Below are 25,309 nucleotides of genomic sequence, written 5' to 3' on the forward strand. Positions count from 1 at the left end.
GCCGTCAACGATGCGATCATGTCAGAAGAGAGGCGTTCGCACTCGATAGAAAAATCGAATCGAGTGTTAGTGGTCGTGATCGTGATCGTGACCGTGATCGCTCGCCGAGTCGCCGCCGTCGGATCCGTGATCTGACGAGGAATGACCTGCACCGTTGGGCTCACCACCGTCGCTCGCCTTGCCGAGGTCGCCGCCCGCAACAAGCGCGTCGTGGTTGCCGCCCATCATATCCATATTCTTTAACGTATCCCGTTCTTCGAACTCCTCGACAGCATTGAGTAGATCATCCTGGGTCAGTTCCGTTCGGTCTTCGGTCAGCGCTTCGAGGACGGCCTCGCGGAGTACCATCCGAAGATCGCTGCCCGTCAGTCCTTCGGTGACCTCCGCAACGAGGTGTGGATCGAACTCGTCGATGTCCATTTGCTGGGTGATGACCGTGAGGATGTCCGCCCGCATGTCGTAATCCGGCTTGGGGAAGTTGATGATCTCGTCGAACCGCCGCCAGGCGGCATCGTCGAGCTGATCCGGGTGGTTGGTCGCTCCGATGAGCAACACGTCGTCTTCGATGAGCGAAACGTTGTCGATGCTCTTGAGCAGCGTGTTGACCGCGCGTTTGAGGGCTGCGTGTTCGTCGCTGCGGCGGGTCTTGGCGACGAAGTCGAACTCGTCGATAAAGAGAATACACGGTGAGAGCCGTTTCGCGACCTCGAACGTCTTGTCGACGTTTTTCGCCGTCTCGCCCAGGTACTGCGACGTGATCATCGAGAGTTTGACCTCGACAAATGGGAGGTCCATGTCCTGGGCGAGCGCCTGTGCGGTCGAGGTCTTGCCGGTCCCCGGTGGGCCGACGAACAGCAATTTCCCGATCTCGCGCAGGCCGATGTTCGCGAGATACTCGCGGTGTTCGATCGCCTTCGAGATCTTGTCGAGTTCGTTCTCCTGATCCCGGGTGAGAACGAGATCGTCGAGCGTGATTTCGACTTCCTCCGGTGCGCGTACTTCCACGAGGTCGAGCATCTCTTCGTCCTCGTCCTGGTCGAAGTACTCGTCGAGGAGGCCATCTATCCAGACGCGATCGGCTTGAATCGGGCGGTTCTGCTCGCGGGCAGCCTCGTGGGTGACGTCGACATCGTACTCCTCGTGGCGCTCGAAGTGTTTCGCCAGCGTCGGATTCTCGAGTAGCCGATCGTCGTCGGCCCGTTCGACGTACCATTCTTCGGCCATCTCTTGCTGGGCGAGGCTGATCGTGCCGGAGAACTCGTCTCGCTCCGTAAACATCAGGTCGGCGACGGCTTCCCACGGGCGGTCGACGCCGGTGGCGTCGCGGGCGTTACTGGTCGTCGCTGACAGCGGACGACTGATACCAGCGGGTTTTCGACTGGTATCGCTTGTCACCTCGCTCTCGCTGTTGTCCTCGTCGTCGACGCCGCCGGTCCAGTAGACCCTGCGGTACGACGGCGGGAGATCGTTTTCGTCGAGCGTCCTGTCGTCCGAATACACGCTCGTCGTGAGCAGGAACTCCACGACATCGAGCGCACCATCACTCATTCCGTCATCGTATTCACCACACGCTCTTAACAGCGTCGTCCTGCGCACCGTCTGCGACTCAGTCTCAACACGACGGGTAGCGCGCCCCGCGATATCGAATGACACCGAATCGGCACAATCGTTTTCGTCTGTCGGCTCACAATCAGGGGTATGAACGTGTTGCTGGGTCTCGGCGGTAGCGACGAGTCGATAAAGACGCTCAGGCGGACCATCGAGCGCACCCTCGAGGTCGGCGACGAGCTCACCGTCGTCGTCGTCGACAAACCAGAGGCGAAACGCTCGCAAGACGAAATGTATCGACAGACCGTCGACCGGCTAGAGGCGGCGGGCCTCGACGACGTGACCGTCGAGACGCTCGAAGGAGACCCCGGAAGCGCGCTCGTCAATTACGCCGAACAGGGCGAATTCGATCAGCTGGTAATCGGCGGCGGAACGCTGAGTCCAATGGGGAAAATCCAACTCGGCCCGATCACTGAGTTCGTTCTGTTGAACGCGCCGACGACGGTCAAATTGGTGCGATAACAATGATGGGCTCGCGTCAGTATCCCGACGAACCGTCAGGCCCCTTCCCGTCGCCGCCGACGACGGTCGATGATCGAGAGGGGCGCTCGATCGAGATCAGGTCACCACCGAATTTCACCGGAGAGGTGCTCGATGACGTCATCCAGATGTACGCCAAGTTCGATCCAACGGATCGGGCACAGGGGATTCCACCGACCGGTGAAGCACGTATTCGCAACTGGCTCGAGACGATCGGTGATGACAGCATCAACGTCGTCGCCCGCCACGATGACGATGTGGTCGCTCACGCGATGCTCGTTCCCGATACCGACGATCCATCGGCGATCGAAGACGTGGGGGACGTAGAGTGGGAGCTCGCCATCTTCGTCCTACAGGCGTACCAGCGGGCCGGAATCGGCACGACGTTACTCGAAAACCTGCTCGGTCACGCGAGCGATATCGGCCTCACCCATATCTGGTTAACCGTCGAACGGTGGAACAATCCGGCAATCGCTCTCTACAGGCGAGTCGGCTTCGAGTCGACTGGAACCGAAAGCTTCGAACAGGAGATGGCTATCCTGCTCGATGCTGCCGAGGACGACGGCGAACGCTGACCCAGTGCGTATCCCTTTCTCCGAGATACCGGATCGCGTCCGACTCGCTTCGTTCCGACGGTGCCCGTTCGAAACCGACGTCGAAGCGTTTCGATCCCGGAATCCCTCCGAACGCATCGCCGTGAACAGTCCCTCCCAGGAGTACAGTTCCCGCAGGCACGATCGTCGATCTCGTCTCATCATCGCGGCAGTCTACTGGCTACTCATCTGTACAGTCGTTGTAAACGGGACGCGACTCGAGCATTGCGTCGCAGTTCCGTCTCCGCCGAGTGCGCTGTCGGACGTACCCGAGACGGCACCGTCGTAACCGATCGATGGTCGGCAGCCGTCAAACTGAGAGGACGGGCTGACTCGCGTACGACAGGACGTACTCGGCCGCTTGCTCGAGGACTTCCGCTTCAGTCCCGGTGATCGGTTCTCGAGGGAGGACGATGAAGTCGGCATCGATCGCATCGGCGGTGTCGAGGACGACGTTTCCGGGATGACGGGTTTTTCGTGTCCGCGAGAACCCGTCGTCGACGGAGGTGACGAGCGGGACGTCGGCGTCGCCGGCGATTTCGTCGATGTCATCGAAAAAGCCCTGGGTGTTCTCTGCGACGGCGGTTTCGTCGACCGTGCCGGCGTCCAATCCGTAAACGACGCCGCGTCCGAGGATGAACAGCGCGTGAACGGTGGCATCGTACCGGTCGGCGACGGCGATAGCATACTCGACGGCGGTGGCTGACTCCGCGCTGCCATCGACCGGTGCGAGAACGGTGTCGACGGCAAACGGCTCGCTGACGTCCATACGCCGCAGTGGGTGGCCCGTCACAAAAAATCCACCCCACTGCGGTGCGTATACGTCGGGTTGCATCTACGATCGCAGCTTGCAGGTCGTCCGCTGGTGCCCGTCATTTGCTGCTCGGCGTTCGGAGACGAACGGGGATATTTAAACGGTTACGAGCGTAATCCACGGCTATGTTCGATACGGTCGTGGTTGCCACCGACGGCTCCGACAGCGTGAAACGGGCCGTCGACGTCGCGCTCGATCTCGCAGACCGGTTCAACGCCGAGGTCCACGCGCTCTCGGTGATCGACGCCGGAGAGGTCGATGCCTCCCCGAAGCAGCTTCGGAACGAACTCGAGACTGCCCTCGAGACAACCGCCGACGCCGCACTCGCTACCGTCGAAGGTCGCGCGGATCGAGACGTAAAGACGGCGATCCGTGACGGACATCCGGCCGTGGAAATCTGCGATTATGCTCGCGAGGTCGACGCCGACGTAATCGCGACCGGAACCCGTGGTCGCCACGGCGAAAACCGTCTCCTGCTTGGCAGCGTCGCCGAACGGATCGTCCGTACCTCTCCAGTCCCCGTCCTAACGGTTCGACAACTCGATCCAGCAGAGCCTGACGACGGTACTGAATCCGGTGCCGAAGCCTGACTCCGCGCTGGCAGTACTGGCATTACGCACTGTCGGCACACCGACAGCGCTCTCTCGATGTTCGAAACAGAGCGGTCGGCTCCCGAGACCGGCGGTTACTTCCCTACCGGTCACACACCAGAAGACATGTACGACGAACTCATCGATAGCGGCGACCTGCCGCTCGCCCGCAAATCGGTGGTGCCGGGAACTGGCTTCTTCTTGCCCGACACGCTCGAAGCAGACCTCGAGGACCAACAGACCGAAGCCGCGCTCGAAGGGGCCGAAGTCGCCGTCATCGCGGACCCCGATGCCGACGGATTGGCCTGCGTCGCGCTCATTCGGGAAGCCTACGGCGACGTCCAGTACGTACCCGCGCCCGACGAGGACGACGGAAAGCGGAGTAACGGTGATGACGACCGACCGGCGGTGGCGGCCGATGCGGTGGACGACGCCGACGATGAGGACGATGACCAGGCCCACATCGGCACCGGCGACTCCGAGCCGGCGCTCGAGGAGCCCGAGCCAACGCCGCACACCGTCGCGCTCGTTCCAGCTAGCCCTCACGACGTCGAGGATGCACTGGCTCGCGTCGCCGAGTACGGTGACGAGGGACTCGACGTCTACGTCTGTGACCTCGCGCCGGACAGATACGAGTACGTCGAAGACGAACTCGCAGCCGCGCTCGGGACCGCAGACCGAATCGCCTGGTACGACCACCACCAGTGGGATGATGACGTGGCGCGCGCAGTTCGCGACGTCGGCGTCGACCTCGTCGTTGGCGACTCAGACGAGGAGTGCAGCGCGGACGTCGTCTGTCGCTCGCTCGAATACGATTTCGGTCCGATGTACGAGGAGCTGGCGGCGGTCACGCGAGATCACGACCTCTGGTTACGAGAGGATCCGCGCAGCGACGACCTCGCGGACTACGCGTACTGGACCGACCCCGCCGAGTACGTCGAAATCGTCCGGGAGTACGGTGTCGACCTGCCCGAATGGGTCGAGGAGTTCATCTCCGAGCGCCGAATCGAAAAAGAAGCGCTGATCGAACAGGCCGTTGGACGGGCGGAACTCCGCGATATCGGCGGGTACACGGTTGGAATCACGTACGGCAGGTGTTCCCAAAACGAGGTCGCAGAGGCCATGCGAGAACAGGGAGCCGACGCCTCGGTCATCGTCAAACCCGCCGGATCGGCCTCGATCCGAGGAACGGACGCGTTCGAACGCTGCCACGAGGTCGCGGGGAAGGTCAACGGCGGCGGCCACCCCAAGGCTGCGGGCTGCAAACCCGACATCTACGACGACATGCTCGACTACGCGAATCACTGGACGACCCGCGGTGCGGTGACGAAACGGGTGATTCTCGACGCCTTCCGGGAGATCGTCGAAAGCGAGCAACCCGACGGTGACTCGGAAACGAGCGACGACTGACGACCCGTGATTCGATCGCGACTCGAACGCCGGTCGGAGTACCGTTACCAACGCACCACAGATATATCAGAGCGTTTTACTCTATGGACTGGAATCGATACATATGTCGCAGGACCGTCTCTTCGCCGGATCAGCCGTTGCAATCGGCGTCCTCTCGATGACCCACGCGGCGTTTACGTGGCCGACAGCCACCACGCTCGCGTTTTTCGGTGGGGGCGTGCTCATTGCGTTCGTCGGCGAGGCGACTGCCATCAATCTCGGGTGGCTGGACCACCATATCGGACCCACAGTCATCGGCGTCCCGGTCTATGTGCTGTTCGGGTGGACGGGGACGATTTACGTCGCCTTTCGCATTAGCCTCCTTGTTACCGACGGCTGGATGGCTGTCGTCACCGCCGGCGTGCTCGCGACTACCTACGACGTGCTTACCGACCACCAGGGCGTCGCGAACGGATACTGGACGTACACGGACGATCTCCCCGGCCCTCGGTATCGCGGTGTTCCCTGGTGGAACTTCGTCGGCTGGTTCACGATCAGTTGTCTCACAGCGGCGCTCGCCGTCACCGTCGCCTGACCAGTCAGTCGATCGTTGCGTCGGAGATCTACCCCAGACACCCGTCCGAGCCGACCGATCACTGTCGCGACGCAAAATACCGCATCACGAGCTGGAGGACGTGGACGAAGACGCCAGCGACGGCGATGTATACCCCGATCGTCTGTAGCGTAACCGACGCGTTCCGTTGGTCGCGGACCTTCCAGATTTCCCACCCCAATCGGAGCAGAAAGCCGAGAAAGACGAGTACGAAGCCGAGTAGCAAGACCGGCGCGACGAACGTCCCGACTGCGATTCCGATGATGCCGCCGATAAACGCGTAGTTAGCGTACGATCCCCAGTGCTCGAACGACTTCGACCGCGCGTAGACGTAGGCCCCGATTGCGGCGGTGAGCACGGCGACGACGACCGCCGTCACGACGAGGATCGTCAGGTGGGCGTCTCGAGGAGCAAAGCGAAGGACTCCAGCGCCGAAAATTCCGAAGGCCAGTTGCAGGATTACCATCCCGACGAACGCGATCCCCGTATCACCGCCCTCGACGCCTCGTTCGGCGATCAGTTGGCCGCCGACGATAGCCGCCCCGTAGACGATCGCCCCGACGATAGGCAACGCAAACAGATACTCGTTGATGGATGCAAGCGGCGTTACGACGAGAACGTACATCAACAGGACGTTGATCACCATCAGGACGCTCGCACCGCCGATCACGCGCGCTTCCCGGCTCGAGAGACCGAACCCGCCGCCGGTCTCGTATGGGGCTTCGGTCGAACTCATCTTTGTTTCTGTACGTCACCCGACGACAAAGGCTAACGGGCGTCGCTTGCCGGCGGAATTTACGCCAGCGCGACCGACGACGACCGTCCTCCGAGCGAAACGGCCATCTAACCGTGCTTCCCCTACGCATTACCGCGCCGCCGTGTCGGTCGCGTTCCATCGATCCGAATACGCCGTTCCGCACGTACACTGGGCGTAGGCGTGGATGACGTCACCCTCGGCGTAGATGCTGCCGACGTCTTCGTTCTGTTCTTCGGCAAACGCGAAGACGAACTGGACCGCGTGTCCGTCGTCCGACGATGCTTCGGGACACTGTCCGTCGGTGAGATCGTCGTCGATGCTCCCCTCGAGGTTCATCGCAGATTTGGCGAATTCCATCGCGCCGGTGCCGGTCGCCGCCCGAAAGGCGTTCCGACCGCGTTCACCGTCGACGACGATCAAAACGCCGTCGTCGACGCGATCACCGAACTGCTCTAAGCGCGCGTCGGAAACGTACGAATCAGCCAGAAATAGCGCGACGTCATCAGGCTGTTCGCCCGCCAAAAACGCTTCACGTGGGTCACTCATATCGGCAGATTCGCGCTCGAGGTGGAAAAAGGGCGGTTTTTACGTTCGATTCAGTCCGACGAGTCGAGACGGATAGCCCCGGCTGTTGGCACTTTCGGTACAGGAGACATGCATTGGTTTTCTTCATCTGAATTGTAACTTTTAGTTTTCTACGTCAAGTAGAAGTATAGGGAGATTCTGAAAACATAGACTCGGAGCGGCTTCCTCCCTGCTTGACGTCACGGGAATGAACGGTCAACACCGCGTTCCACTCGTTGTCCACCGTGAAAGCGCACGACGACCACATGTGTTCGCGAACCCATAGTGGGTTGCCCGTCGGGACACTACCGACCGTACACTCGTTTGTCGTTCCAGTCGGACCGACCCCGCGAAGCGCGTCTTTTCGCGTTCGACGACGATACCTCGAGAGGGTGTGAAAGAAGTCGCGGCGCCTGCGCTTTCCGTCAGCGTCATAGTAGTCGTTGAAACGAGTTACTCACCGCTCGCATTGCTGCGGCCAACGAATCCTCGCTGGCCGCGAATTCGCAAGCGGGAGGTACATTGAGTTTCAACATCTACTATAGCTACTGGCGCAAAAAATCGAGCCGCCGTCGTATTCCCTGTAGTGTGTGACGGGTTCCAGTCAGACCTCGAGATCGGACGCCGCCAGCATTACCTGCAGTGCTTCGCTCGGCGACAGATCGTCGTCGAGCTGGCCGGCGTACCAGGTCAAGAGGTCGACGAACACCTCGCGGACGTCGTGCGACGTCGCGCGATGATGTGCGATCTCCCGGTCGGTCTTCAGCGTGATATCGACACCGTGCGGTTCGGACGCATCGGCGAGTTCACTCGAGTGTGCGTGAGGTGTGCGTGCGTGATGGTCACTCTCGGTATGGCCGTCTCCAGCGGGCAAGTCGCCCGCTGGCGGCGTGTCTACAGCCTCGGTGGCTGGCGGTCTCGCAACGCGTTTCGAACCGGCCCCCTCGGATCGAACGAGATACCGGTTCTCGCCCAACTCGTCGACGTGATCGTCGTCTAACCGCAACTCGTCGGGGGCGAGTACGCCGTCATCTTGCTCGAGCGGATCGGGGGTCATTTATCGTGTGTGGTTGTGTAGGGGGATTTAGACCTCGACGACTTGCTTGTTCCCAAACGTCGAGGGTACTTCGACACCGTAGCTGAACTGCGCACCGGACAGATCGATGAGCTTTATCGTCGCACCCTCACCACCTTTGAGTCCATCGTCGAGTCCGTTAGGGTCTTCGATGACCGTGGTGTTGATGGTAAGCGTGATACGCTCTTCATTGTCCGTCAAGAAGGCTTTGCCATTGTTGACGGCGAACGTCGTGAAGTGATCGCTATCCGCTGCGTAGAGGCCCATCTGGGTGGGGTCCGAAATGGAATCGAAGTCCGTATAGTCACCAGCTGAAGCAGTGTATCCGCCCACGTAATGATCGAGTTCGGCTTCGGCACCGGATGCATTTGTCGAGATATCAGCGTCAGTCGCCTCCTGATAGGTGGTGTCGGACCCGCGATATGTTAGCGTTCTATCGACACTGTCACTCGTATACTGAACGGTCATCGAACTCACATCGATGGCCTGTGAGCCAGCCGATTTCTTGATTGTCAAGTTCAGTCGATCGACGTAGTCTCCATCCTGAGTGATGTTCCCGCTTGCGTGTACGACTTCAATCTGGTTTGCGACCGCTTGTTGCGTTTCGGATCCAGTGTCCGAGGCCTGACTCTGTAGGACACCGGCAGTATTGATCAAGACACCGGCCGCGATTGCCGCGACCAGGACCATCGCGATGAACACGATGAGCGTCCCGATTCCAACCTGCCCGCGCTCCTCGGAGTCTATTGTGGCCTCGGACATCGTTAGACCTCCACGACCTCCTTGTCACCGAAGGTCGAGGGCACTGACACGCCGTAGCTGAACTGCGCACCGGACTGGTCGACGAGCTTTATCGTCGCACTGTCGCCGCCCTCGAGGCCTTCTCCATTCAGGGTTTTTGCCAGATCGCCCCCTGTGCCAGATACATTATGTGTTCCGGCTTCGATCGCGGCGACGTGAAGTGTGATTTTCACGCGGTCTTCAGTACTGATGAGTTCGGTGTCGCCGCCTGCATCACCGGCAATGTTGGCCGTTGCGAACTTGGTGGAGTTTGCGTCCCCAGAGACAATGCCATAGGGGCCACCAGGTGCTCCATTTCTGGTTAGAAATGCTATCGAGGTATTGGTTCCACCGTGCGTCAAGGTCTTATCCGTCGAGTCGCTCGTATACTGGATCGTCATCGACGACAGATCGATCGAGTTTGAACCAGCCGATTTCATCACCGACAGGTTGATCGAATCGACGCGACCATCCGCCGTCGTGGCGTTAACGCTCCCACTCGCATGCACGACTTCGATCTGATTCGCCACTGCCTCTTGTGTTTCGGAGCCGGTATCAGACGCCTGGCTTTGCAGGACACCCGCAGTGTTGATCAGGACCCCAGCCGCAATCGCCGCGACCAGTACCATCGCGATGAACACGATGAGCGTCCCGATTCCAACCTGTCCGCGCCTGTCAGAATTTGTAATTTCTTCGAACATCGTTAGACCTCCACGACCTCCTTGTCACCAAAGGTCGAGGGCACCGTCACACCGTAGCTGAACTGCGCACCGGACTGGTCGACGAGCTTTATCGTCGCACTGTCGCCGCCCTCGAGGCCTTCGCCCTCGAGAGCGTTCGCGAGATCAAGACCAGTGGAACTCTCGTTGTGGGTGCCAGCTTCGATCGCAGCGATGTGAAGGGTGATTTTCACGCGGTCATCGGTGCTGATGAGTTCAGTGTCGCCCCCATCGTCACCGGCAATATCACGCGTCGCAAATTCGGCTGAGGTAGCGGACCCACTGACAACGCCATAATCACTCCCACCAGCAGTCACCGTCTCGATTCCGATCGCTGTATCGGTTCCACCATGAGTCAACGTCTTGTCGGTGGTATCACTGGTGTACTGGATCGTCATCGATGACAGGTCGATCGAGTTCGACCCGGCCGATTTCATCACCGTCAGGTTGACCGAATCGACGTAGCCATCCTCCGTACTTTCGTTCACTCCGCCACTGGCGTGCACGACTTCGATCTGGTTTGCAACGGCTTCCTGAGTCTCCGAGCCGGTGTCGGACGCCTGGCTTTGCAGGACGCCCGCAGTGTTGATCAGGACCCCGGCCGCAATCGCCGCGACCAGCACCATTGCGATGAACACGATGAGCGTCCCGATTCCAACCTGCCCGCGTTTGTCAGGATCTTCGATTGCCTCAAACATCGTTAGACCTCCACGACTTCCTTGTCACCAAAGGTCGAGGGCACCGTCAGGCCGTAGCTGAACTGCGCACCGGACTGGTCGACAAGCTTTATCGTCGCACTGTCGCCGCCATCGAGGCCTTCACCTTTGAGTGCATTGCCAAGAGCCTGTCCACTGGAACTCTCGTTGTGGGTGCCAGCTTCGATCGCAGCGAGGTGGAGGGTGATTTTCACGCGATCGTCGGTGCTGATGAGTTCCGAGTCACCGCCGGCCTCACCTGCAATGTTGGTCGTTGCGAACTTAGTGGAGTTTGCGTCACCACTAACGACACCAAACGTGTAGGTTGTTGGAGTTGCATCAGTATAGGAATTTTCGGTAATTCCGATGGCAGCATCGTTTCCTCCATGAGTTAACGTCTTGTCGGTGGTATCACTGGTGTACTGGATCGTCATCGATGACAGGTCGATCGAGTTCGACCCGGCCGATTTCATCACCGTCAGGTTGACCGAATCGACGTAGCCATCCTCCGTACTTTCGTTCACTCCGCCACTGGCGTGCACGACTTCGATCTGGTTTGCAACGGCTTCCTGAGTCTCCGAGCCGGTGTCGGACGCCTGGCTTTGCAAAACACCTGCCGTGTTGATCAGTACCCCTGCTGCAATCGCCGCGACCAGGACCATCGCGATGAACACGATGAGCGTCCCGATCCCGACCTGCCCGCGATCGTCGTTGTCTGTTATTACTTCGAACATTGTGTGTACACCCTGTATGCCGTCCTCGTCCGCATCGCGCCAGCGTCGTCGCGACGCGAGCCGTCAGCGAAGACGCAATCCGCCGGCTCGACGGGCCGTGCCCGTCGCTCCCTCCGTGGGCGTGGCGACGAGACACCGGTGGCGTCCCGTCGAGGGCCGACGTGTGACGAGATCAGTGGCATCACAGATTCTGGGGATGTACCCCGGCCGGCACAAGGACTAGTCGGAGTATCAAGCTCAGTATCACTTCAGGAGATGTATCGAGACTCGACTCACGACTCGAAACACGGTCCGATTCGGCGGACGTACTCGAGCGTAGACCTTTAGGACCGACCCCGTTACTGTGGAGTACTATGACCGTACCGTCCGATGGGGACTGGCGCCTCCGCCACCGGCGATCAACGTCGAGCCGGGTGTCACGCGTGCGGGGATAAGATGGATTTCGGACTCGACACGCTACGGAACCTCATCGAAGACTTCCTGAGTAACAGCGGCGGTCGCCGAGGCCGCGAGCGTGAACAGCGCCGCCAACAGCAAGGCGACGGAGGTGACGCCTCCGCTGCGGCGACGGCCGACTCACAAGTCGACGACGATGCTCCCGAGCAGACGGATGGCTCGTCGGGAGACGAGCGCCGCTCCGAGTCCGATTCCGACGGGGCCGGCGGTCTGTTCGGTCGCGGATCGACCGGCGACGAAGAGGACATCGACGACCTCTATTACCGGATCGAGGAGCTCGAGGACGAACTCGAATCCAAGAGTTCGAAACTGGGATCGGTCCGCGATTCCCAGGAGCAAGTCGCAGAGCAGGTCGAGGAGATGAACGATACGGTTCGTCAGTTGCTCGGCGTGTACGATATGTTGACCGACGACGTGAACCCGTTTACGGGAGAAGGCGAAGAGCGAAACGGATTCGGCGTTTTCGGCGAGGACGAGTCGACAAACGATGGACCGCGCGAGTCGGGAATCGGACCCGAGAGTGGAGGTGATCCCTCCAACCGCGAGGAGACGGTGTCGTTCGACGACCTGAAGGGGGTCATCGAGGACGCGACAGCCCAGTCAGATAACGCAGAGGCCGATGGAGGCAAAACGATCACGTTCGACGAAGAGGACGGCGATACCAGCCGTGCTGACGACGACACCCGCGTCGAAGTGCAAGCAACCGACAGCGTCGACGAACCGGACGCTGACGACGACCCGGGCGAGGAGAGCGATGGAGGCGATTCCGACGTCACCCTCGAGACGCTCCCGGACACGTACGCGACGGACATCATCGTTCTCGAATGGCTTACCGAACTGGTTCGAACGGCCGGGCCAGCCGCGACGTTGCGGGCGATCTCGTATTACGCCGAGATCGGATGGATCGACGGGGAGGTAAGAGAGCATCTCGAGGCGATGCTCAGCGGGCCGGATCTCGACATACACGTCGATCCGGGGTCGACGCCGGACGAGCTAACCGCCGAGGATCACGCTGACAGTTACACGTACATCATGAAACTGCAAGAGATTCACGAGACGAAACGAGAAGTCGAACCGGACGTGGAATCGGGGGCCTAGCGTGACCCGGGCAGACGACGGATGGTGATCGAACGTGGGATTCAGTACCAGTGGCGCGACGGCGATCATTTTCGTCGGCGTACTCGTCGCCGCTGGGATCGCCTATCCGGTGTTTCAGACGGCCCAGGAAGAACGGATGGCGGCAATGGAAGAGCACGACGACCGGGCGCTCGCGATGCGGAATACGGCGATCGAAGTCGCGTCGTGGAGCTACAACGAGAGCGGAAACGGAAATTTCACTATGAGCGTAAACAACACGGGCTCGACTGCCCTGTCGGTCCCCGAGACGGATCTGCTGGTCGACGGCGTTTACGAGGAGTCATACGAGGCGTCAGTCGAAGGACGGGCCGAACGGGAGCTATGGCAACCCGGCGAGACGCTTGCTGTGAACGTTTCGACTGCTCGCCCGAACAGGGTGAAGCTCGTGACCGAATATGGGATCGCCGAAACAGTGACGGAGGTGTGATCGATGGCCGGTGACTCAGTATCGACGCTGATCCTGTTCATCGCCGCGATGCTGGTCGCCGCAGGCGTCGCCGGGACGCTGGTGACGAACGTCAACGAGCTCAGCAACTCGGTTGACACGCAAAGCGACGACGTCACCGACAAAATCGACACCGACATCGAGATTATCAGTGATTCGGGTAGCCAAGCGGTATACAATTCGAGCGGCGCGGAGAACATCACGCTTCTCGTGAAAAACACCGGCAAAAAAACGTTACCGGCGAAAAGCGGCGAACTCGACGTGCTGGTCAACGGCTCGTACGTCTCGAGCAGTGAATTCGCGGTGACGGTTCGAGACGGCGGCGGCTCCTGGCGAGACGGAACGGTCGCCGAACTCGAGATCGATCGATCGATTTCGACGCCGGATGAACACAGAGTCGTCGTGATCGTCAACGATGCGGAGGAGGTGTTCGAATTCTACGCCCCATGACCGACTACTATTCCATCGGATTGAGCGGACGAGATCGTGTGAACAACGCCATCGGCGGTGGCATCCCCGAAGGGAGCATCGTGCTTATCGAAGGGCAAGACGGTGCGGGCAAGAGCACGCTCTCCCAGCGATTCTCGTACGGGATAGCGACCGAGGGTTCCTACGTCACGTACGTCTCGACGGAGCTCGAGTCCTGGGAGTTCGTCCAACAGATGAACTCGTTGTCCTACGACGTGGTCGATCTCCTCCTGAGCGAACAGCTGTTGTTCTTGCACGCGAACATCGACACCCACAACGAGGGGCGAGAGCGCCAGCTTCTGGCACGACTCGCGAGCGCAGAAACGCTCTGGAAAGCCGACGTCGTGTTCGTCGACACGCTCTCGGCCCTTCTGCGGAACGATCCGAACTACGAGGCGGTCATCGAGGACGGTGACGAAGACCACGTCATACAGCGGCTCGTCACGTTCTTGCGACAGGTAACGATGCAGGACTCGTCCGTCGTGTTGACGGTCGATCCGGCCAGCGTCGCGGACGACGCGTTGCGTCCGCTGCGGAACGTGGCCGACATCTACTTCGAGATAGAAACGGACACCGTCGGGCAGGAAATCAGACGAAAAGTCCTTGTTCGACGGTTTCAGAACATGAAAAATCCGGTCGACGACTCCATCGGCTTCAGCGTCCAGCAAGGCCGGGGAGTCTCGATCGTCAGCAGGACGGTGGCATAAATGGCAGACTTCGGCTCGGCTCGACTCGAGGACGAACTCGACGCACTGGCAACGGAGTACCCGCACCTTCGAGAGCACCTCGACTGGTTTTACGATGAGTACGGTGAGTATCCGAAACTCATCGACGAACCGTCGGGCGAGTGGGAATCCGATCGGCCGAACGTCATCTACGAGGCCAAATACCCGATTTTCTGTCACGTTCACGGAGACCTCGGGATCGATACCACGTATTACTGCGTCGAACCGACACTCGAGGACGAGGATAAGGCGCTGTACAATCGGATCCGCCACCGAATTCTGGACAAGAGCGTTACGCGCCCGGCACCGGGCAACAACGAGGAGTTCGAAGAGCATCTGGACGAACTTCTGGACGAAGTCGTCGAGATTACGTCGGGAATCACGGGGCAGTCGATCGGGCGGCTCAAATCGCTCGGAACGAGCAAGATCTCCCTCTCTCGAAATCAGTTCGACCGGTTGCGATATCAGCTCCAGCGTGACATCGTCGGACTCGGCCCGCTGGAGCCCGTGATGGTCGACACGGCGAACGAGGACATCCACGTCATCGGACCGAAGCAGTGTTACCTCGATCACGGCACGTACGGCATGATCTCCGCGACGGTCGACTTCGGGACGCCCGAGGAGTTCGAACAGTGGCTACGGAATATGGGCGAACGGATGAATCACCCGGTCAGCGACTCCGATCCGGTGATCGACGCGACGCTGCCCGACGGATCGCGTATCAACATCATCTATTCCGACGACGTCTCCGTTCAGGGGCCATCGCTGACGATCCGGCAGGGCGAAGAAATCCCACTGTCGGTGTTCCAGATCACGAAGTGGGGAACCCTGAGCCCCGAACTTGCGGCCTACCTCTGGCTCTGTCTTGAGAACGAACAGACGGTCTTCGTCGTCGGCGAGACGGCTTCGGGGAAGACGACAACGCTGAACGCAGCGCTGTCGTTCATCCCGCGGGATGCGAAGATCTACACGGCTGAGGACACCGCTGAGGTCGTCCCGCCCCACGATACGTGGCAACAACTTCTCACCCGTGAGGGGTCAGGTGATGAATCGGCCGACGTGGACATGTTCGACCTGGTCGCGGCCGCCCTCCGCTCACGACCGGACTACATCATCGTCGGCGAGGTCCGCGGTGCCGAAGGACAGATGGCGTTTCAGGCGGCCCAAACCGGCCACCCGGTCATGCTGACCTTCCACGCCAGCGACATCGTCTCGATGATTCAACGCTTTACCGGGGCCCCGATCAACGTCCCCGAGACGTTTATGGACAACTGCGACGTCGCCCTGTTCCAGAACCGCGTCAAGCAGGGCGACGACGTCCTCCGCCGGGTCACCTCGGTCCAGGAGATCGAAGGCTACTCGGACTACGAAGGTGGCGTCGTCACCCGGCAGGCGTTCAAGTGGGACCCCCGCGACGACAACGTCGCCTTTACGGGTCGCAACAACTCCTACGTTCTCGAGGAGCAGATCGCAACCCTGCTCGGGTATCAGGATACGCGCGAGATCTACGACGAACTGGACCGACGGGCGGAAATAATTCGCCAACTCATCGATGCCGACGTGCTGGGGTACCACGAGGCAAATCAAGCGATCGCCGACTTCCAGCGCGACGGTCTCGAGGGGCTTCCCATCCAGATCTCCGGGATCAACCAGTTCGCCTAACGACGATGTCGACCGATTCCCAATCCGCGCCGGATATGAGCGCTCGAACTGCACTCGAGTCGCTGAACAGGGCGTACGCGAACATGGAAATGTCCGCGTCGCGGTACCTCCTGTTGATTATCGCGCCCTCTTTCGTGTTCTTCATCGGAACGGGCGTAGCAGCCATCGTTCTTGGCCTCTCTCTGATGGTCGCACTGCCGGTCGTCCTTCTGGGGATGTTGGCGGTGGTCGTCGCGGTCATCTATCCGAAGCTGGCGCAGGATCGAAAGCGCAATCAGGTTCGCCAGCGGTTTCACCTGTTCTTGACCCACATCACCGTCCTCTCGATGACGAACATCAACCGCGTCGAGATTTTTCGAACGCTGGCAGAGGAAGACGAGTACGACGCGCTGGCCGAAGAGATGGGGCACCTCGTCGCGATGGTCGACACCTGGAATCAGAGTCTCGACGACGCGTGCCGACTGCGCGCCAAGCAGACGACGAGTCCCCTTCTGAATGACTTTCTGGAGCGGCTCGCATATACGGTGGGCGGCGGTCAGCAAATCAGCGAGTTTCTGATGGACGAACAGGATACGATAATCCAGCAGTTCGTCACCCGGTACGAAGCGGACCTAGCGAAACTCGACGTGATGAAAGAGTTGTACATGTCGATGATGCTATCGGTTGCGTTTATCCTCGTGTTCGCAATCGTGCTTCCGATTCTGATCGGGATCAGTCCGACGCTGCTGATCGCCGGGACTATCGTCATGTTCTCGATCGTTCAAGCGGGTTTCGTCTACGCGATTCACGTCGTTTCGCCGTACGATCCCATCTGGTACATCGAGGAGACCGAAGGGGTCGGTCCGCTGACTCGGATTCCGCGGGCACTCGCGATCGGCGTCGGGTGTAGCATCCTCCTCGCGGCCGTCATGGTGCTCGCCGCGATCGGTATCATTCCGGCGGTAGCGGCTCGCGTTCCGTTACCGCTGATGGCCGCGATACCGGTGACTCCGCTGCTCCTTCCCGGCTGGCGGATGCGCCAGGAAGAACAGAAAGTGAAGGTCCGCGACGGGGAATTTCCCAGTTTCATTCGCGCACTCGGCGCCGTCGAAAGCGTCAAACAGACATCGACCGGGAGCGTCCTCGAGAGCCTGCGTCGAAAGGACTTCGGGGCGTTGACGGATAACGTCGACGCACTCTACAAGCGACTCAATATGCGAATCGACGATGTCCGTTCCTGGCGGCTGTTCGCCGCCGAAACGGGTTCCTATCTCATCCAGAAATTCGGCGACATGTACGTCGTCGGCCGCCAGATGGGGGGTGACCCGCAGGTCCTCGGCCAGGTGATCAGCGAAAACCAGAACGAAGTACTCAAAGTTCGTGAAAAACGTGAACAGGCCGCGATGACCCTGATCGGCGTTCTCTACGGCATCACCGCCGCGGCCGTCTTCTCGTTTTTCGTCGGCCTCGAGGTCGTCGAAATAATGATGGGCATTACGAGCAATATGAACCTTCAGGAACGAGGTGACGTCGCCGGAAGTCTGCTCAGCACCGAGCAGTACGACATTCTAACCATCAGGTACTTGCTGATTCTGACAATTCTCATCAACGCAGCCCTCTCTGCGGTGATGATCCGAATCACCGACCGAGGCCACATCATCAGCAGTCTGGTGCATTTCGTCTTCATGACCTGGCTCGGTGCCGTGATTGCGGTCGTCACGGAGTTCGTCGTCAACGCTGTCATCAGCGTCTGAACGCGCTTCTCGTTCGTTTCAGATCGCACACTCCTCTGTCTCTCGGCTCGAACGCAGTCCGTTTTAGTTTCCAATCGTAACTCACCGCTCGAAATGACGTGAATCTTCATGGGTGTTGCACAACTGTATCCGCAGTAGACCGGCGACGCCGGCCACCCATGTTAGATTCACAACCCTATCTCGAGTCGCTCGAACAATCGACCGGGCGAACCGACGCCACGATACAGTGGGCACGCTTTCTCGGCGAAACATTCGGGACGACGGGCGCGCTAAACTGCCTTCGCTACTACGAGGACATCGGCTGGATTAGCCCGCTCGTTCGCGAACAGATGACGTCGTACTTGCGCGGCCTCTCACTCGGCGAAATCCACAACAAGCGCTACGACGAACCGACGACCCTCGAGTACCCTCTCGAATCGCTAAGCGGGACCCTCTTTAGCGCACACGCCCAGAGCCTCGCGTACATTTCGAAGATTCGAGATGATGACCTCGAGGAACACGTGATGATCGCTCGGATGGCAGAACGACGCGTCGAACGCCGGATTGATGATGACGACGACGATGCTGACGAACCGAGCGAAATGGTGAGTCTCATTCGCGACGGGCCGTCCATTCATTGATCATCTACTCGGAAGGAGGCCACAACACTTATCAATACACCCCATAACCCACCCATTTTAATACAATTACCACATTTTAATCGATCGATGATTACGTTTGGTAACTTCCATAGATAGATGACGCCGATCACGAACAGAATACGAAAGAGACAGTTATTATGTTATTCACGATATCTTTATTTATGTTTCCGGCGTACCTTTCATTTCCCTGTCTATTAATAGCTGCCAGTGTCAGTAAGTCAGTACTCGTGAGTGGGGCTGTTTTCGATCAGCCGGCGACAGTGCGTGGTCGACGGTTGTGAAACGTGCCACATCACGAACCCCAATTAGGTGGTAGTTAATGCGTGAGGACACACCCAATACTGAATCCGTGCTCGACGAACTGTCGAGGGCGGCGACTGCAGGAAACCAGTCGGAATCGTACGACATCTCGCTCGGATCGACCGACGATTCGACCAAGGACGTCGAGCGCGAACTCGACGAACTGATGGAGCAAGTAAACAGCGCGCTCCCGACCGACGAGGTCCAGTTCGACGAAGCCATCATCAAGGAGAACTTAGACGAAATTCTCCTGATGCTCATCGCGCTTCATGAAGAAACCCACGGGAAGGAACTCCTATCGGACCTGACACACCTCTTCGGGGCGCAACTCAGTCCGGGTACCGTCTACCCGAGTCTGCACACCCTCGAGGAAAACGGCGTCCTTTCGATGCACGCCAAGGTCCGAACCAAGGAGTACTCCATCGCCGACGAGGAGTACGTCCGGGCGTCCGTCGAGCGAACGATGGTACAACACCTGGCCTTCGGCTTGTTGCTGTACGCGTTTCTTCCGCGACTGTAACTGGTTCTCTCGGATCTTTGTCGACGCTTCCCGATTTCAACACGGAGGACCATATCCCCAGTCTCGCGTGCGTTCCTCAGTCTCGCGTGCGTTCCATGGGACAACCGCTCAGTTCAGTCGTCGTGCCCAATCCGGGTAGCGATTACCCAACTCAAAACCGATCTGGATCCGCCCACGGGTGAGGTCGCTTTTGGGGCTGTTACTCCTCTAGGTCCTTCGCGATCTCGCTCAAACTGTCGTTTGGCGGTTCCCTCGCGTCGTAGTAGGCCGTTTCGCCGGGCGCACGACAGCCGTATAGAAACTCTGGCTCGACGATATCGATCAGCACAGAGCCGTTCGCAGGGACATCGTGATCGTCGATCCACGAGGTGAGCCGATCGGTCGCGTCGCTCGGATTACGGGCTCCGTCCGGCATCTCGTAGACGCCCGGAATCGACAGTTCGTCGCCCGTCAGCGCCCGCTCGATTCGTGCGAATAGTTCGTCACCGTCGAGGACAACCCGGACGACCTCGTCGACCGGAAACGAATCCCGTTCGTCTGCGGGCACCTCGAGTTTGACGCCAGTTGCCGTCTCCGTACACGTCGAGCGAATCGTCTGAACCGACGGATGATCGCTCGCAATTCTGTCTGCCATGAAAGGACAAATGTAGAGATCAGTCGCCGCTTGTTACTCGTCGTCGCCGTCGCTTTCGCTGAGCAGTTCGTCGACTTCGGTGCTGCCACGATCGGTGATCGACGCGTTGACCTGTGCGACTGCGTCGGAGACCTCGCGTCCGCGCACCGTAATTCGGCGGCGTTCACCGTCGCGCTCGGGCTTGTAACCGGTCTGGCGCTCTTTCATAAGCACCTCTTTCAGGCTCGAACCGGCGACCTCGCCGTTGAGCGGGCGCCCGGCATCGTCGGAACCGCCGGTGATCTCGAGCGTGTAGCCGTCGAGGCCGACCGCACCGCCGTCGACTTCCTCGCCGATCGATTTCCCGATGAACCGGTTTGCGTCCTGATCTTCCGCCTCGAGCTGGTAAGACGACCCGGATTCGGGGTCGCCAACAACGACAGTGAAACTTGCCATGTCCGACGGAAGACGGCCGCGGCTCAAAAGAACATCGATCCCGAACGTTTGCAGCGATCGATCTCGGCTTTTTGGATGCGATTCGAGACGTCAGTAAGCATACGTAGCGCATCGCCTGCTCGAACAGTCAAGTAGATCGAACCCCTACAGTAACTCGTGTTCATCGATCCCGGCCGACTCGAGATACGCCTGCGCGACGAGTTCGGGGGGACGACGGGGCAGTCCCGCGTCGTCGTTCGGCAGGCCGTCGACCTGGCTGATTCCGGCCAGTACGAGGCCGACGTGGGGGCGACACTGACGAACGACCTCGTCGTAGACGAACTGTCCGATGCACCCGACGGAACTCCTCCGGAACGGTGGAACTGGTGGATCGGGTCGCTCGAGACGGCGTATGGTGGCTACGGCCGATTTGGAATTCGACAGTACCGGAAATGACCGATAGATACAAGAGGGAACACCGATGACTCCCACAACACAGAGGCGGCAATGAGTGAACTATCACGTCCGATCTGGCCGGCATATCCGCTGTCGGCGCTCGTTGCAGGTCTTGGCCACTGTTACCTCGGACGGTGGAAGCGGGGCTGGATCTGGTTTGTTTGCTACGGACTCGCGATCGCATTCCTGAGCGCACGGTCGATCGGCGGTGCGCTCGCTTTCGACGAACCGTTCGTCGTGACGGCCCTGCAGGTGGGAACCGTGAGCTACACCGACGTGGCGGTTCCGCTCGCGATTTTGCTGATCAGTCTGCTCGACGTCTATCTCATCGGGCTCACGGAGCGGACGGCAACCAGAACGCCCGGCGCGGACGATTTCCGTTCGAATAGTTCCTGATTCTCCGCCAGCGCCACCGTGAGCCACCGATACGTTTCCTGAGTCGGTGTGCAACGAGCGCTCGACGGCCCGAACTAACGGAGGCACTGATATACTCGCTAGAGAATCGCTTCACGGAGTTTCCAGACGTCAGCTCCCGGATCGAGGTTCGATGGTTCAGCGCCGCGTGACGTCAAAATTCCGGCGTGGTACAGCATCGCCTTGAGCTGGAAGACCGTCGGCGAGTGATATACGTCCCCGTCCATGAGTTCGTCTCGCAGAAGTTTACCGTCGACATCTAGTACGCGACTACGGACCTCCTCATCGCCGCGTACGAACAACTCGACCGTCAAGGAGGGATGGAGCTCGTGGAGGTACTCGACGAGCAGAGGGAGCGTCGGTTCAGCGATTCCGTCCTCGTGCATATGCTGGAGTTCCTCGACGAGGAGTTGCGTCGCCGGATACGCGTATACCACGCGGCGAGTTAGCATGCCCCATTTTGGCGCGAGATCAGCGAACCGCTTTCGGGACTGCTTCCACTCGTCGAATACCTGTAAGGCTGCGTCAGCTGACCCGTACTCTCTCCGGCCGAACCTGACGACCTCTCTCCCGAGCGGTGTCAGCCGAACGCGGTCGGGTTGCTCGTCGATGAGATTTAGAAACGCAGCCCCTGTCCGGGCTCCAGCGACGGCACCAACGACCCGTTCGGAAAGGACGCGTTCCGTATCATCGGAATGGAACACTGCTAAGGGATACGCGAGGTAGTTCTTCGGGTGGTTGAGGCTGAACGATTTGTTCGCGACGCCCTGTGCGCTCGCCTGAAATCGAATCGCGTTAGTCTCGGTCGTCGTTCGGTTGCCGACGATGCGGGGAACTTCGACCGGTTCGACTGCCCCACCGCTGTCGACACCGAGGACGCCGACGTTGAGTTCGCATGCGAGCGTTCGAGCACCGTTAGAGATAGCACCAGCCGGTGCTGCCACGTACACGGCATTCGCTTCGTTCAGACGGTCGTACGCCTGCACGATGCCACGCTCGATGTCGACGCCACCACCGTCAGTATACCCCTTCGCTTCGACCGCTACGAGCGGCGGTTCGTCTCCCAGCCGATCGACGGCAAGGAGGTCATCGCCGAGTACGCGGACGCCGACGAGATCCGGATATCCCGACCCGATGCGTACGTGATTGAACGGAGCGAGTGCCTCCTTGACCCCAGGGTCGATAGTCTCGTTAGCGAGCCATCTATCGGAAGAGAATTGTGTGTCAACGACGACGTAGCCGCCGTCAGCATCCGCCGGGAAGAGGCGGCGCTTCGTGTGTGCGAGAACGCGCGGTTCAGTCAGTGAGCGCGCCGCGCTTGTCATGTCCCCTCCCTTTCGGCAGCTGGAATATGAAGATTCGGCTTCGGGATGTGCCAGAACGCGGCCAGCACGCGGGTCGAAGGAGGATTCCACTCTTTTCTCGTCCGGCGACGGTTGCTCGACTCACGTATCTGGTTTCCCGTCCACGAAGTTCGGTACGTAACCGAGGTGCGAGGGTCCGCCGAGTCGTCTCTGCAATCGCGTCATCTTCGTCTGCAGTATCGCTCGAGCACACCGACGACTCTGACGGTTCGTGCCGAGTAGGTGTTCATTGACAATTCTTCGTCGGCCGCGTTCACGTTCCGGAACGCTAAATCGTGATTTCGTCGCCTACTGCCCCTACTGCCGGCGCCACTGCGTCGTAGCCACCGCTATCGAGTTCCGCAGCGAACGCTTCGCAGCGATCACCGAGATAGTAGACTTCCTCCCCGAGTAGCTTCACCGAGATAGTAGACCTCCTCCCCGAGTAGCTTCACCGAGATAGTAGACCTCCTCCCCGAGTAGCTTCACCGAGATAGTAGACCTCCTCCCCGAGTAGCTTCACCGAGATAGTAGACCTCCTCCCCGAGTAGCTTCACCGAGATAGTAGACCTCCTCCCCGAGTAGCTTCACCGAGATAGTAGACCTCCTCCCCGAGTAGCTTACCGTAGATTGTAGTCGGCTTCTCACTCGGAGGATTTTGTTCAGCCTGATTACTCAAATGGACTGTACAGAGCCGATCGTGGGTGCGGTAGCCTCAAAGCCGGCTTCTTGAAGTACAGTAGCGAACGGTTCGCATCGGTCGCCGTGGTTTACCAAAATAGGAGTGTTTTCGTACGAATCGAGAAACTCAAACAGACCACTACGGTCAGCGTGTGCTGAAAAGTCGTACTGCTCTACCTGCGCGCTGACGGGCAGTACGCGGCCTTCAAGTTCAGCACTACCTGTCTCGAGTAAATCGTGACCGGGTGTCCCGTCGACCTGATAGCCAGTCATTGTGATCTTGTTCATCGGATTCGCTCGAATTTCGGGGATATAGGTCATCGCAGGGCCACCAGACAGCATTCCGCTGGTTGTGATGATCGCTGCCTTCTGTTCAGTTATCCGCTTTCGCTGACCGTTACGTCCGGTGACGAACCGCGCGTGGGATTTTGCTCGTCGAAACGCATCTGCGTCGCGGACGAACTCGGGATGCTGCTGAAGCATCTCGGTCACCCGCTTCCCCATCCCGTCGACGTAACAGGGGATGCCGTAGGCGTCACAGATGAGCATCATCTCTTGCGTTCGCCCGATCGCGAATGCGGGGACGACGACCGTGCCGCCCTCCCAAAGTGTCGTCTCGACGCTCTCAGCGAATCGCTCCTCAACTACGGATCGGTCCTCATGCTCAACATCGGAGTAGGTGCTCTCGCAAATGACGACGTCAGTCTCGGGTCGTGCGGTCGACCCTGAAACCAACCGTTGGTCGTCAGTGTGGAAGTCTCCCGTATAGAGCAGCCGTGTCTCCCCATCGTCAACGAGCACGTGAGCGCTTCCCGGGATATGTCCGGCATTGTAGAACGTCACGTCATAGCCAGCCGCCTCGAAGGGTTCCTGATACCCGTGGGTTTTCGATACCTGTGTGACGCGCTTGAGATCGGTTTCAGTGAACGGACAGTTGTACGAGCCTCCGTGCAGTTTGAGTGTATCCTGTGCGAGAGTAAGAGTCAACTCGTAGGTTGGGGGAGTCCAGTGAATCGGAGGACGAGATTCGCCAGAAAGGAGAGACGGTATTGTACCGACGTGATCGAGATGCCCGTGTGAAACGACCACTGCATCGGGGTTCGGTGTTTCGATCGGAAACTGAGGTGGATTGTCCGTCAACATCCCGAAATCGAGTAGAAGAGAATCGTCCACGAGAATGGCGCTTCGGCCAATCTCGCGTGCTCCGCCGAGAAACTGAATATCCATTACCGGACGTATACTCGCCAGCCGCTTTTCTTCGTCGATTTACCCAAAGCTACCTGTAGAGGGAGCCAATACCGATCAGGTGTAATTCAAAAGGGACGGTTCAGGTGGCAGTAATCAAGGGCAATATTCTCGCCTCGCAACAGAGGACGAAACATCTTCCATCCACAGGGACACGTAGAGTATTCGAATTACTCGGCTTCTGTCTGGAGTAGCGTGGGCGACTCAGAGGGGGATGCAGTGGACGGGATGCGCTCGTTTCGATTCCGGCAACGGGACTGTCCCGTTCGGTACACCTGCTCCGACGTCGATAGCGGACCGTGACGTCGGGGACCAGTTGGCGACATGCATTTCGCTGACTCAATACGGCCGCTCGCACAGTTGGTGGCCGGTGTGACTGCCCACCTCCAGATCGGGACGGCCACGTTCGCACACTAACAGTCTCGCGTCAAGGCTGTTAAAGGACAGCACCCATCCTGGAACATGTCACTTGATGATAGACAACTATCGAATCGCCGCCGGCGGGCAGTCGAAAGGCTTCGGGTGCTCGCAGTCGCAGGCGACGCGGCCGCGACAGCAGGCGAACCGTGTTCGGCACTCTCTGGCGACGGTGGCACGGGTATCGACACGCCAACCGACGGGTAC

Annotated in this window: 29 protein-coding genes; 15 read left to right on the forward strand and 14 right to left on the reverse strand. The window is 59.5% G+C overall.

The features are described 5' to 3' along the window. Positions 1-66: 66 nt before the first annotated feature. The gene (locus HYG82_RS31355) at positions 67-1,548 is read right to left on the reverse strand and encodes an ATP-binding protein (RefSeq protein ID WP_179260987.1); all 1,482 of its coding nucleotides are present in this window, start codon (positions 1,546-1,548) and stop codon (positions 67-69) included. Positions 1,549-1,698: 150 nt separating this feature from the next. Here HYG82_RS31355 and HYG82_RS31360 point away from each other — a divergent pair, with 150 nt between their 5' ends. Further along, entirely contained in the window at positions 1,699-2,070 is a 372-nt protein-coding gene (locus HYG82_RS31360; RefSeq protein ID WP_179260988.1) for a universal stress protein, read from the forward strand. Positions 2,071-2,072: 2 nt separating this feature from the next. Then, positions 2,073-2,663 carry a GNAT family N-acetyltransferase gene (locus HYG82_RS31365; RefSeq protein WP_179260989.1) on the forward strand — a complete coding sequence of 197 codons (591 nt, stop codon included), beginning with the start codon at positions 2,073-2,075 and terminating at the stop codon, positions 2,661-2,663. 328 nt (positions 2,664-2,991) lie between these two features. On the opposite strand, the gene HYG82_RS31370 is transcribed toward HYG82_RS31365, so the two are convergent. Beyond that, complete coding sequence (locus HYG82_RS31370) at positions 2,992-3,450, reverse strand: universal stress protein (protein WP_179260990.1); 459 nt, start codon at positions 3,448-3,450, stop codon at positions 2,992-2,994. Between the two features lie 170 nt (positions 3,451-3,620). On the opposite strand from HYG82_RS31370, the gene HYG82_RS31375 reads away from it, so the two are divergent. From HYG82_RS31375 to HYG82_RS31385, 3 genes are all read left to right on the forward strand, one after another. After that, positions 3,621-4,085: a universal stress protein gene (locus HYG82_RS31375; protein WP_179260991.1), complete on the forward strand. Its 465-nt coding sequence runs from the start codon at positions 3,621-3,623 to the stop codon at positions 4,083-4,085. Between the two features lie 126 nt (positions 4,086-4,211). Beyond that, the gene (locus HYG82_RS31380; protein WP_179264460.1) at positions 4,212-5,495 is read left to right on the forward strand and encodes a DHH family phosphoesterase; all 1,284 of its coding nucleotides are present in this window, start codon (positions 4,212-4,214) and stop codon (positions 5,493-5,495) included. 103 nt (positions 5,496-5,598) lie between these two features. Further along, positions 5,599-6,069 carry a carotenoid biosynthesis protein gene (locus HYG82_RS31385; RefSeq protein WP_179260992.1) on the forward strand — a complete coding sequence of 157 codons (471 nt, stop codon included), beginning with the start codon at positions 5,599-5,601 and terminating at the stop codon, positions 6,067-6,069. A 58-nt stretch (positions 6,070-6,127) separates the two neighbouring features. Here the strand turns inward: HYG82_RS31385 and HYG82_RS31390 are convergent, their stop codons facing one another. The 7 genes from HYG82_RS31390 to HYG82_RS31420 form a co-directional block, all read right to left on the reverse strand. Continuing rightward, complete coding sequence (locus HYG82_RS31390) at positions 6,128-6,823, reverse strand: hypothetical protein (RefSeq protein WP_179260993.1); 696 nt, start codon at positions 6,821-6,823, stop codon at positions 6,128-6,130. Between the two features lie 129 nt (positions 6,824-6,952). Beyond that, complete coding sequence (locus HYG82_RS31395) at positions 6,953-7,390, reverse strand: DUF5807 family protein (RefSeq protein ID WP_179260994.1); 438 nt, start codon at positions 7,388-7,390, stop codon at positions 6,953-6,955. A gap of 622 nt (positions 7,391-8,012) precedes the next feature. Next, positions 8,013-8,465 (reverse strand): DUF7500 family protein, encoded by a 453-nt coding sequence (locus HYG82_RS31400; RefSeq protein ID WP_179260995.1) that lies wholly within the window; start codon positions 8,463-8,465, stop codon positions 8,013-8,015. A gap of 27 nt (positions 8,466-8,492) precedes the next feature. Beyond that, positions 8,493-9,245, reverse strand: coding sequence for an archaellin/type IV pilin N-terminal domain-containing protein (locus tag HYG82_RS31405; protein WP_179260996.1), 753 nt, complete (start codon positions 9,243-9,245; stop codon positions 8,493-8,495). Positions 9,246-9,247: 2 nt separating this feature from the next. Then, the gene (locus HYG82_RS31410; RefSeq protein WP_179260997.1) at positions 9,248-9,964 is read right to left on the reverse strand and encodes an archaellin/type IV pilin N-terminal domain-containing protein; all 717 of its coding nucleotides are present in this window, start codon (positions 9,962-9,964) and stop codon (positions 9,248-9,250) included. 2 nt (positions 9,965-9,966) lie between these two features. Next, complete coding sequence (locus tag HYG82_RS31415; protein ID WP_179260998.1) at positions 9,967-10,680, reverse strand: archaellin/type IV pilin N-terminal domain-containing protein; 714 nt, start codon at positions 10,678-10,680, stop codon at positions 9,967-9,969. A 2-nt stretch (positions 10,681-10,682) separates the two neighbouring features. After that, positions 10,683-11,411, reverse strand: coding sequence for an archaellin/type IV pilin N-terminal domain-containing protein (locus HYG82_RS31420; protein ID WP_179260999.1), 729 nt, complete (start codon positions 11,409-11,411; stop codon positions 10,683-10,685). A 435-nt stretch (positions 11,412-11,846) separates the two neighbouring features. On the opposite strand from HYG82_RS31420, the gene HYG82_RS31425 reads away from it, so the two are divergent. The 8 genes from HYG82_RS31425 (at position 11,847) to HYG82_RS31460 (ending at position 19,498) form a co-directional block, all read left to right on the forward strand. Beyond that, the gene (locus tag HYG82_RS31425) at positions 11,847-12,965 is read left to right on the forward strand and encodes a FlaD/FlaE family flagellar protein (RefSeq protein ID WP_179261000.1); all 1,119 of its coding nucleotides are present in this window, start codon (positions 11,847-11,849) and stop codon (positions 12,963-12,965) included. Positions 12,966-12,999: 34 nt separating this feature from the next. Continuing rightward, complete coding sequence (gene arlF / locus HYG82_RS31430; RefSeq protein ID WP_179261001.1) at positions 13,000-13,431, forward strand: archaellum stator protein ArlF; 432 nt, start codon at positions 13,000-13,002, stop codon at positions 13,429-13,431. 3 nt (positions 13,432-13,434) lie between these two features. Continuing rightward, positions 13,435-13,899, forward strand: coding sequence for an archaellum stator protein ArlG (gene arlG, locus HYG82_RS31435; RefSeq protein WP_179261002.1), 465 nt, complete (start codon positions 13,435-13,437; stop codon positions 13,897-13,899). Next, positions 13,896-14,624: an archaellum protein ArlH gene (arlH, locus tag HYG82_RS31440; RefSeq protein WP_179261003.1), complete on the forward strand. Its 729-nt coding sequence runs from the start codon at positions 13,896-13,898 to the stop codon at positions 14,622-14,624. Before arlG ends, arlH begins: the two co-directional genes overlap by 4 nt. Next, positions 14,625-16,304 (forward strand): type II/IV secretion system ATPase subunit, encoded by a 1,680-nt coding sequence (locus HYG82_RS31445; protein ID WP_179261004.1) that lies wholly within the window; start codon positions 14,625-14,627, stop codon positions 16,302-16,304. A 5-nt stretch (positions 16,305-16,309) separates the two neighbouring features. After that, positions 16,310-18,037, forward strand: coding sequence for an archaellar assembly protein FlaJ (gene flaJ, locus HYG82_RS31450; RefSeq protein ID WP_179261005.1), 1,728 nt, complete (start codon positions 16,310-16,312; stop codon positions 18,035-18,037). Positions 18,038-18,195: 158 nt separating this feature from the next. Beyond that, positions 18,196-18,657 (forward strand): FlaD/FlaE family flagellar protein, encoded by a 462-nt coding sequence (locus HYG82_RS31455; protein WP_179261006.1) that lies wholly within the window; start codon positions 18,196-18,198, stop codon positions 18,655-18,657. 340 nt (positions 18,658-18,997) lie between these two features. Continuing rightward, the gene (locus HYG82_RS31460) at positions 18,998-19,498 is read left to right on the forward strand and encodes a PadR family transcriptional regulator (RefSeq protein ID WP_179261007.1); all 501 of its coding nucleotides are present in this window, start codon (positions 18,998-19,000) and stop codon (positions 19,496-19,498) included. A gap of 199 nt (positions 19,499-19,697) precedes the next feature. On the opposite strand, the gene HYG82_RS31465 is transcribed toward HYG82_RS31460, so the two are convergent. Further along, positions 19,698-20,132, reverse strand: coding sequence for a DUF7112 family protein (locus HYG82_RS31465; RefSeq protein WP_179261008.1), 435 nt, complete (start codon positions 20,130-20,132; stop codon positions 19,698-19,700). A 33-nt stretch (positions 20,133-20,165) separates the two neighbouring features. Continuing rightward, positions 20,166-20,567, reverse strand: a complete 402-nt coding sequence (locus tag HYG82_RS31470) for a 30S ribosomal protein S6e (protein ID WP_179261009.1) — start codon at positions 20,565-20,567, stop codon at positions 20,166-20,168. Between the two features lie 156 nt (positions 20,568-20,723). Here HYG82_RS31470 and HYG82_RS31475 point away from each other — a divergent pair, with 156 nt between their 5' ends. Continuing rightward, positions 20,724-21,002, forward strand: a complete 279-nt coding sequence (locus HYG82_RS31475; RefSeq protein ID WP_179261010.1) for a WNWW family protein — start codon at positions 20,724-20,726, stop codon at positions 21,000-21,002. Positions 21,003-21,053: 51 nt separating this feature from the next. Next, the gene (locus HYG82_RS31480) at positions 21,054-21,398 is read left to right on the forward strand and encodes a hypothetical protein (protein ID WP_179261011.1); all 345 of its coding nucleotides are present in this window, start codon (positions 21,054-21,056) and stop codon (positions 21,396-21,398) included. A gap of 98 nt (positions 21,399-21,496) precedes the next feature. On the opposite strand, the gene HYG82_RS31485 is transcribed toward HYG82_RS31480, so the two are convergent. The 3 genes from HYG82_RS31485 to HYG82_RS31490 form a co-directional block, all read right to left on the reverse strand. Continuing rightward, positions 21,497-22,741, reverse strand: coding sequence for a hypothetical protein (locus HYG82_RS31485; protein ID WP_179261012.1), 1,245 nt, complete (start codon positions 22,739-22,741; stop codon positions 21,497-21,499). Between the two features lie 307 nt (positions 22,742-23,048). Next, positions 23,049-23,180, reverse strand: coding sequence for a hypothetical protein (locus tag HYG82_RS44305; protein ID WP_284144993.1), 132 nt, complete (start codon positions 23,178-23,180; stop codon positions 23,049-23,051). A 254-nt stretch (positions 23,181-23,434) separates the two neighbouring features. After that, a complete protein-coding gene (locus HYG82_RS31490) occupies positions 23,435-24,667 on the reverse strand; it encodes an MBL fold metallo-hydrolase (RefSeq protein WP_179261013.1) in 1,233 nt (410 codons plus the stop codon). Positions 24,668-25,309: the final 642 nt, after the last annotated feature.

It is taken from the genome of Natrinema halophilum (assembly GCF_013402815.2).
Classification (GTDB): domain Archaea; phylum Halobacteriota; class Halobacteria; order Halobacteriales; family Natrialbaceae; genus Natrinema; species Natrinema halophilum.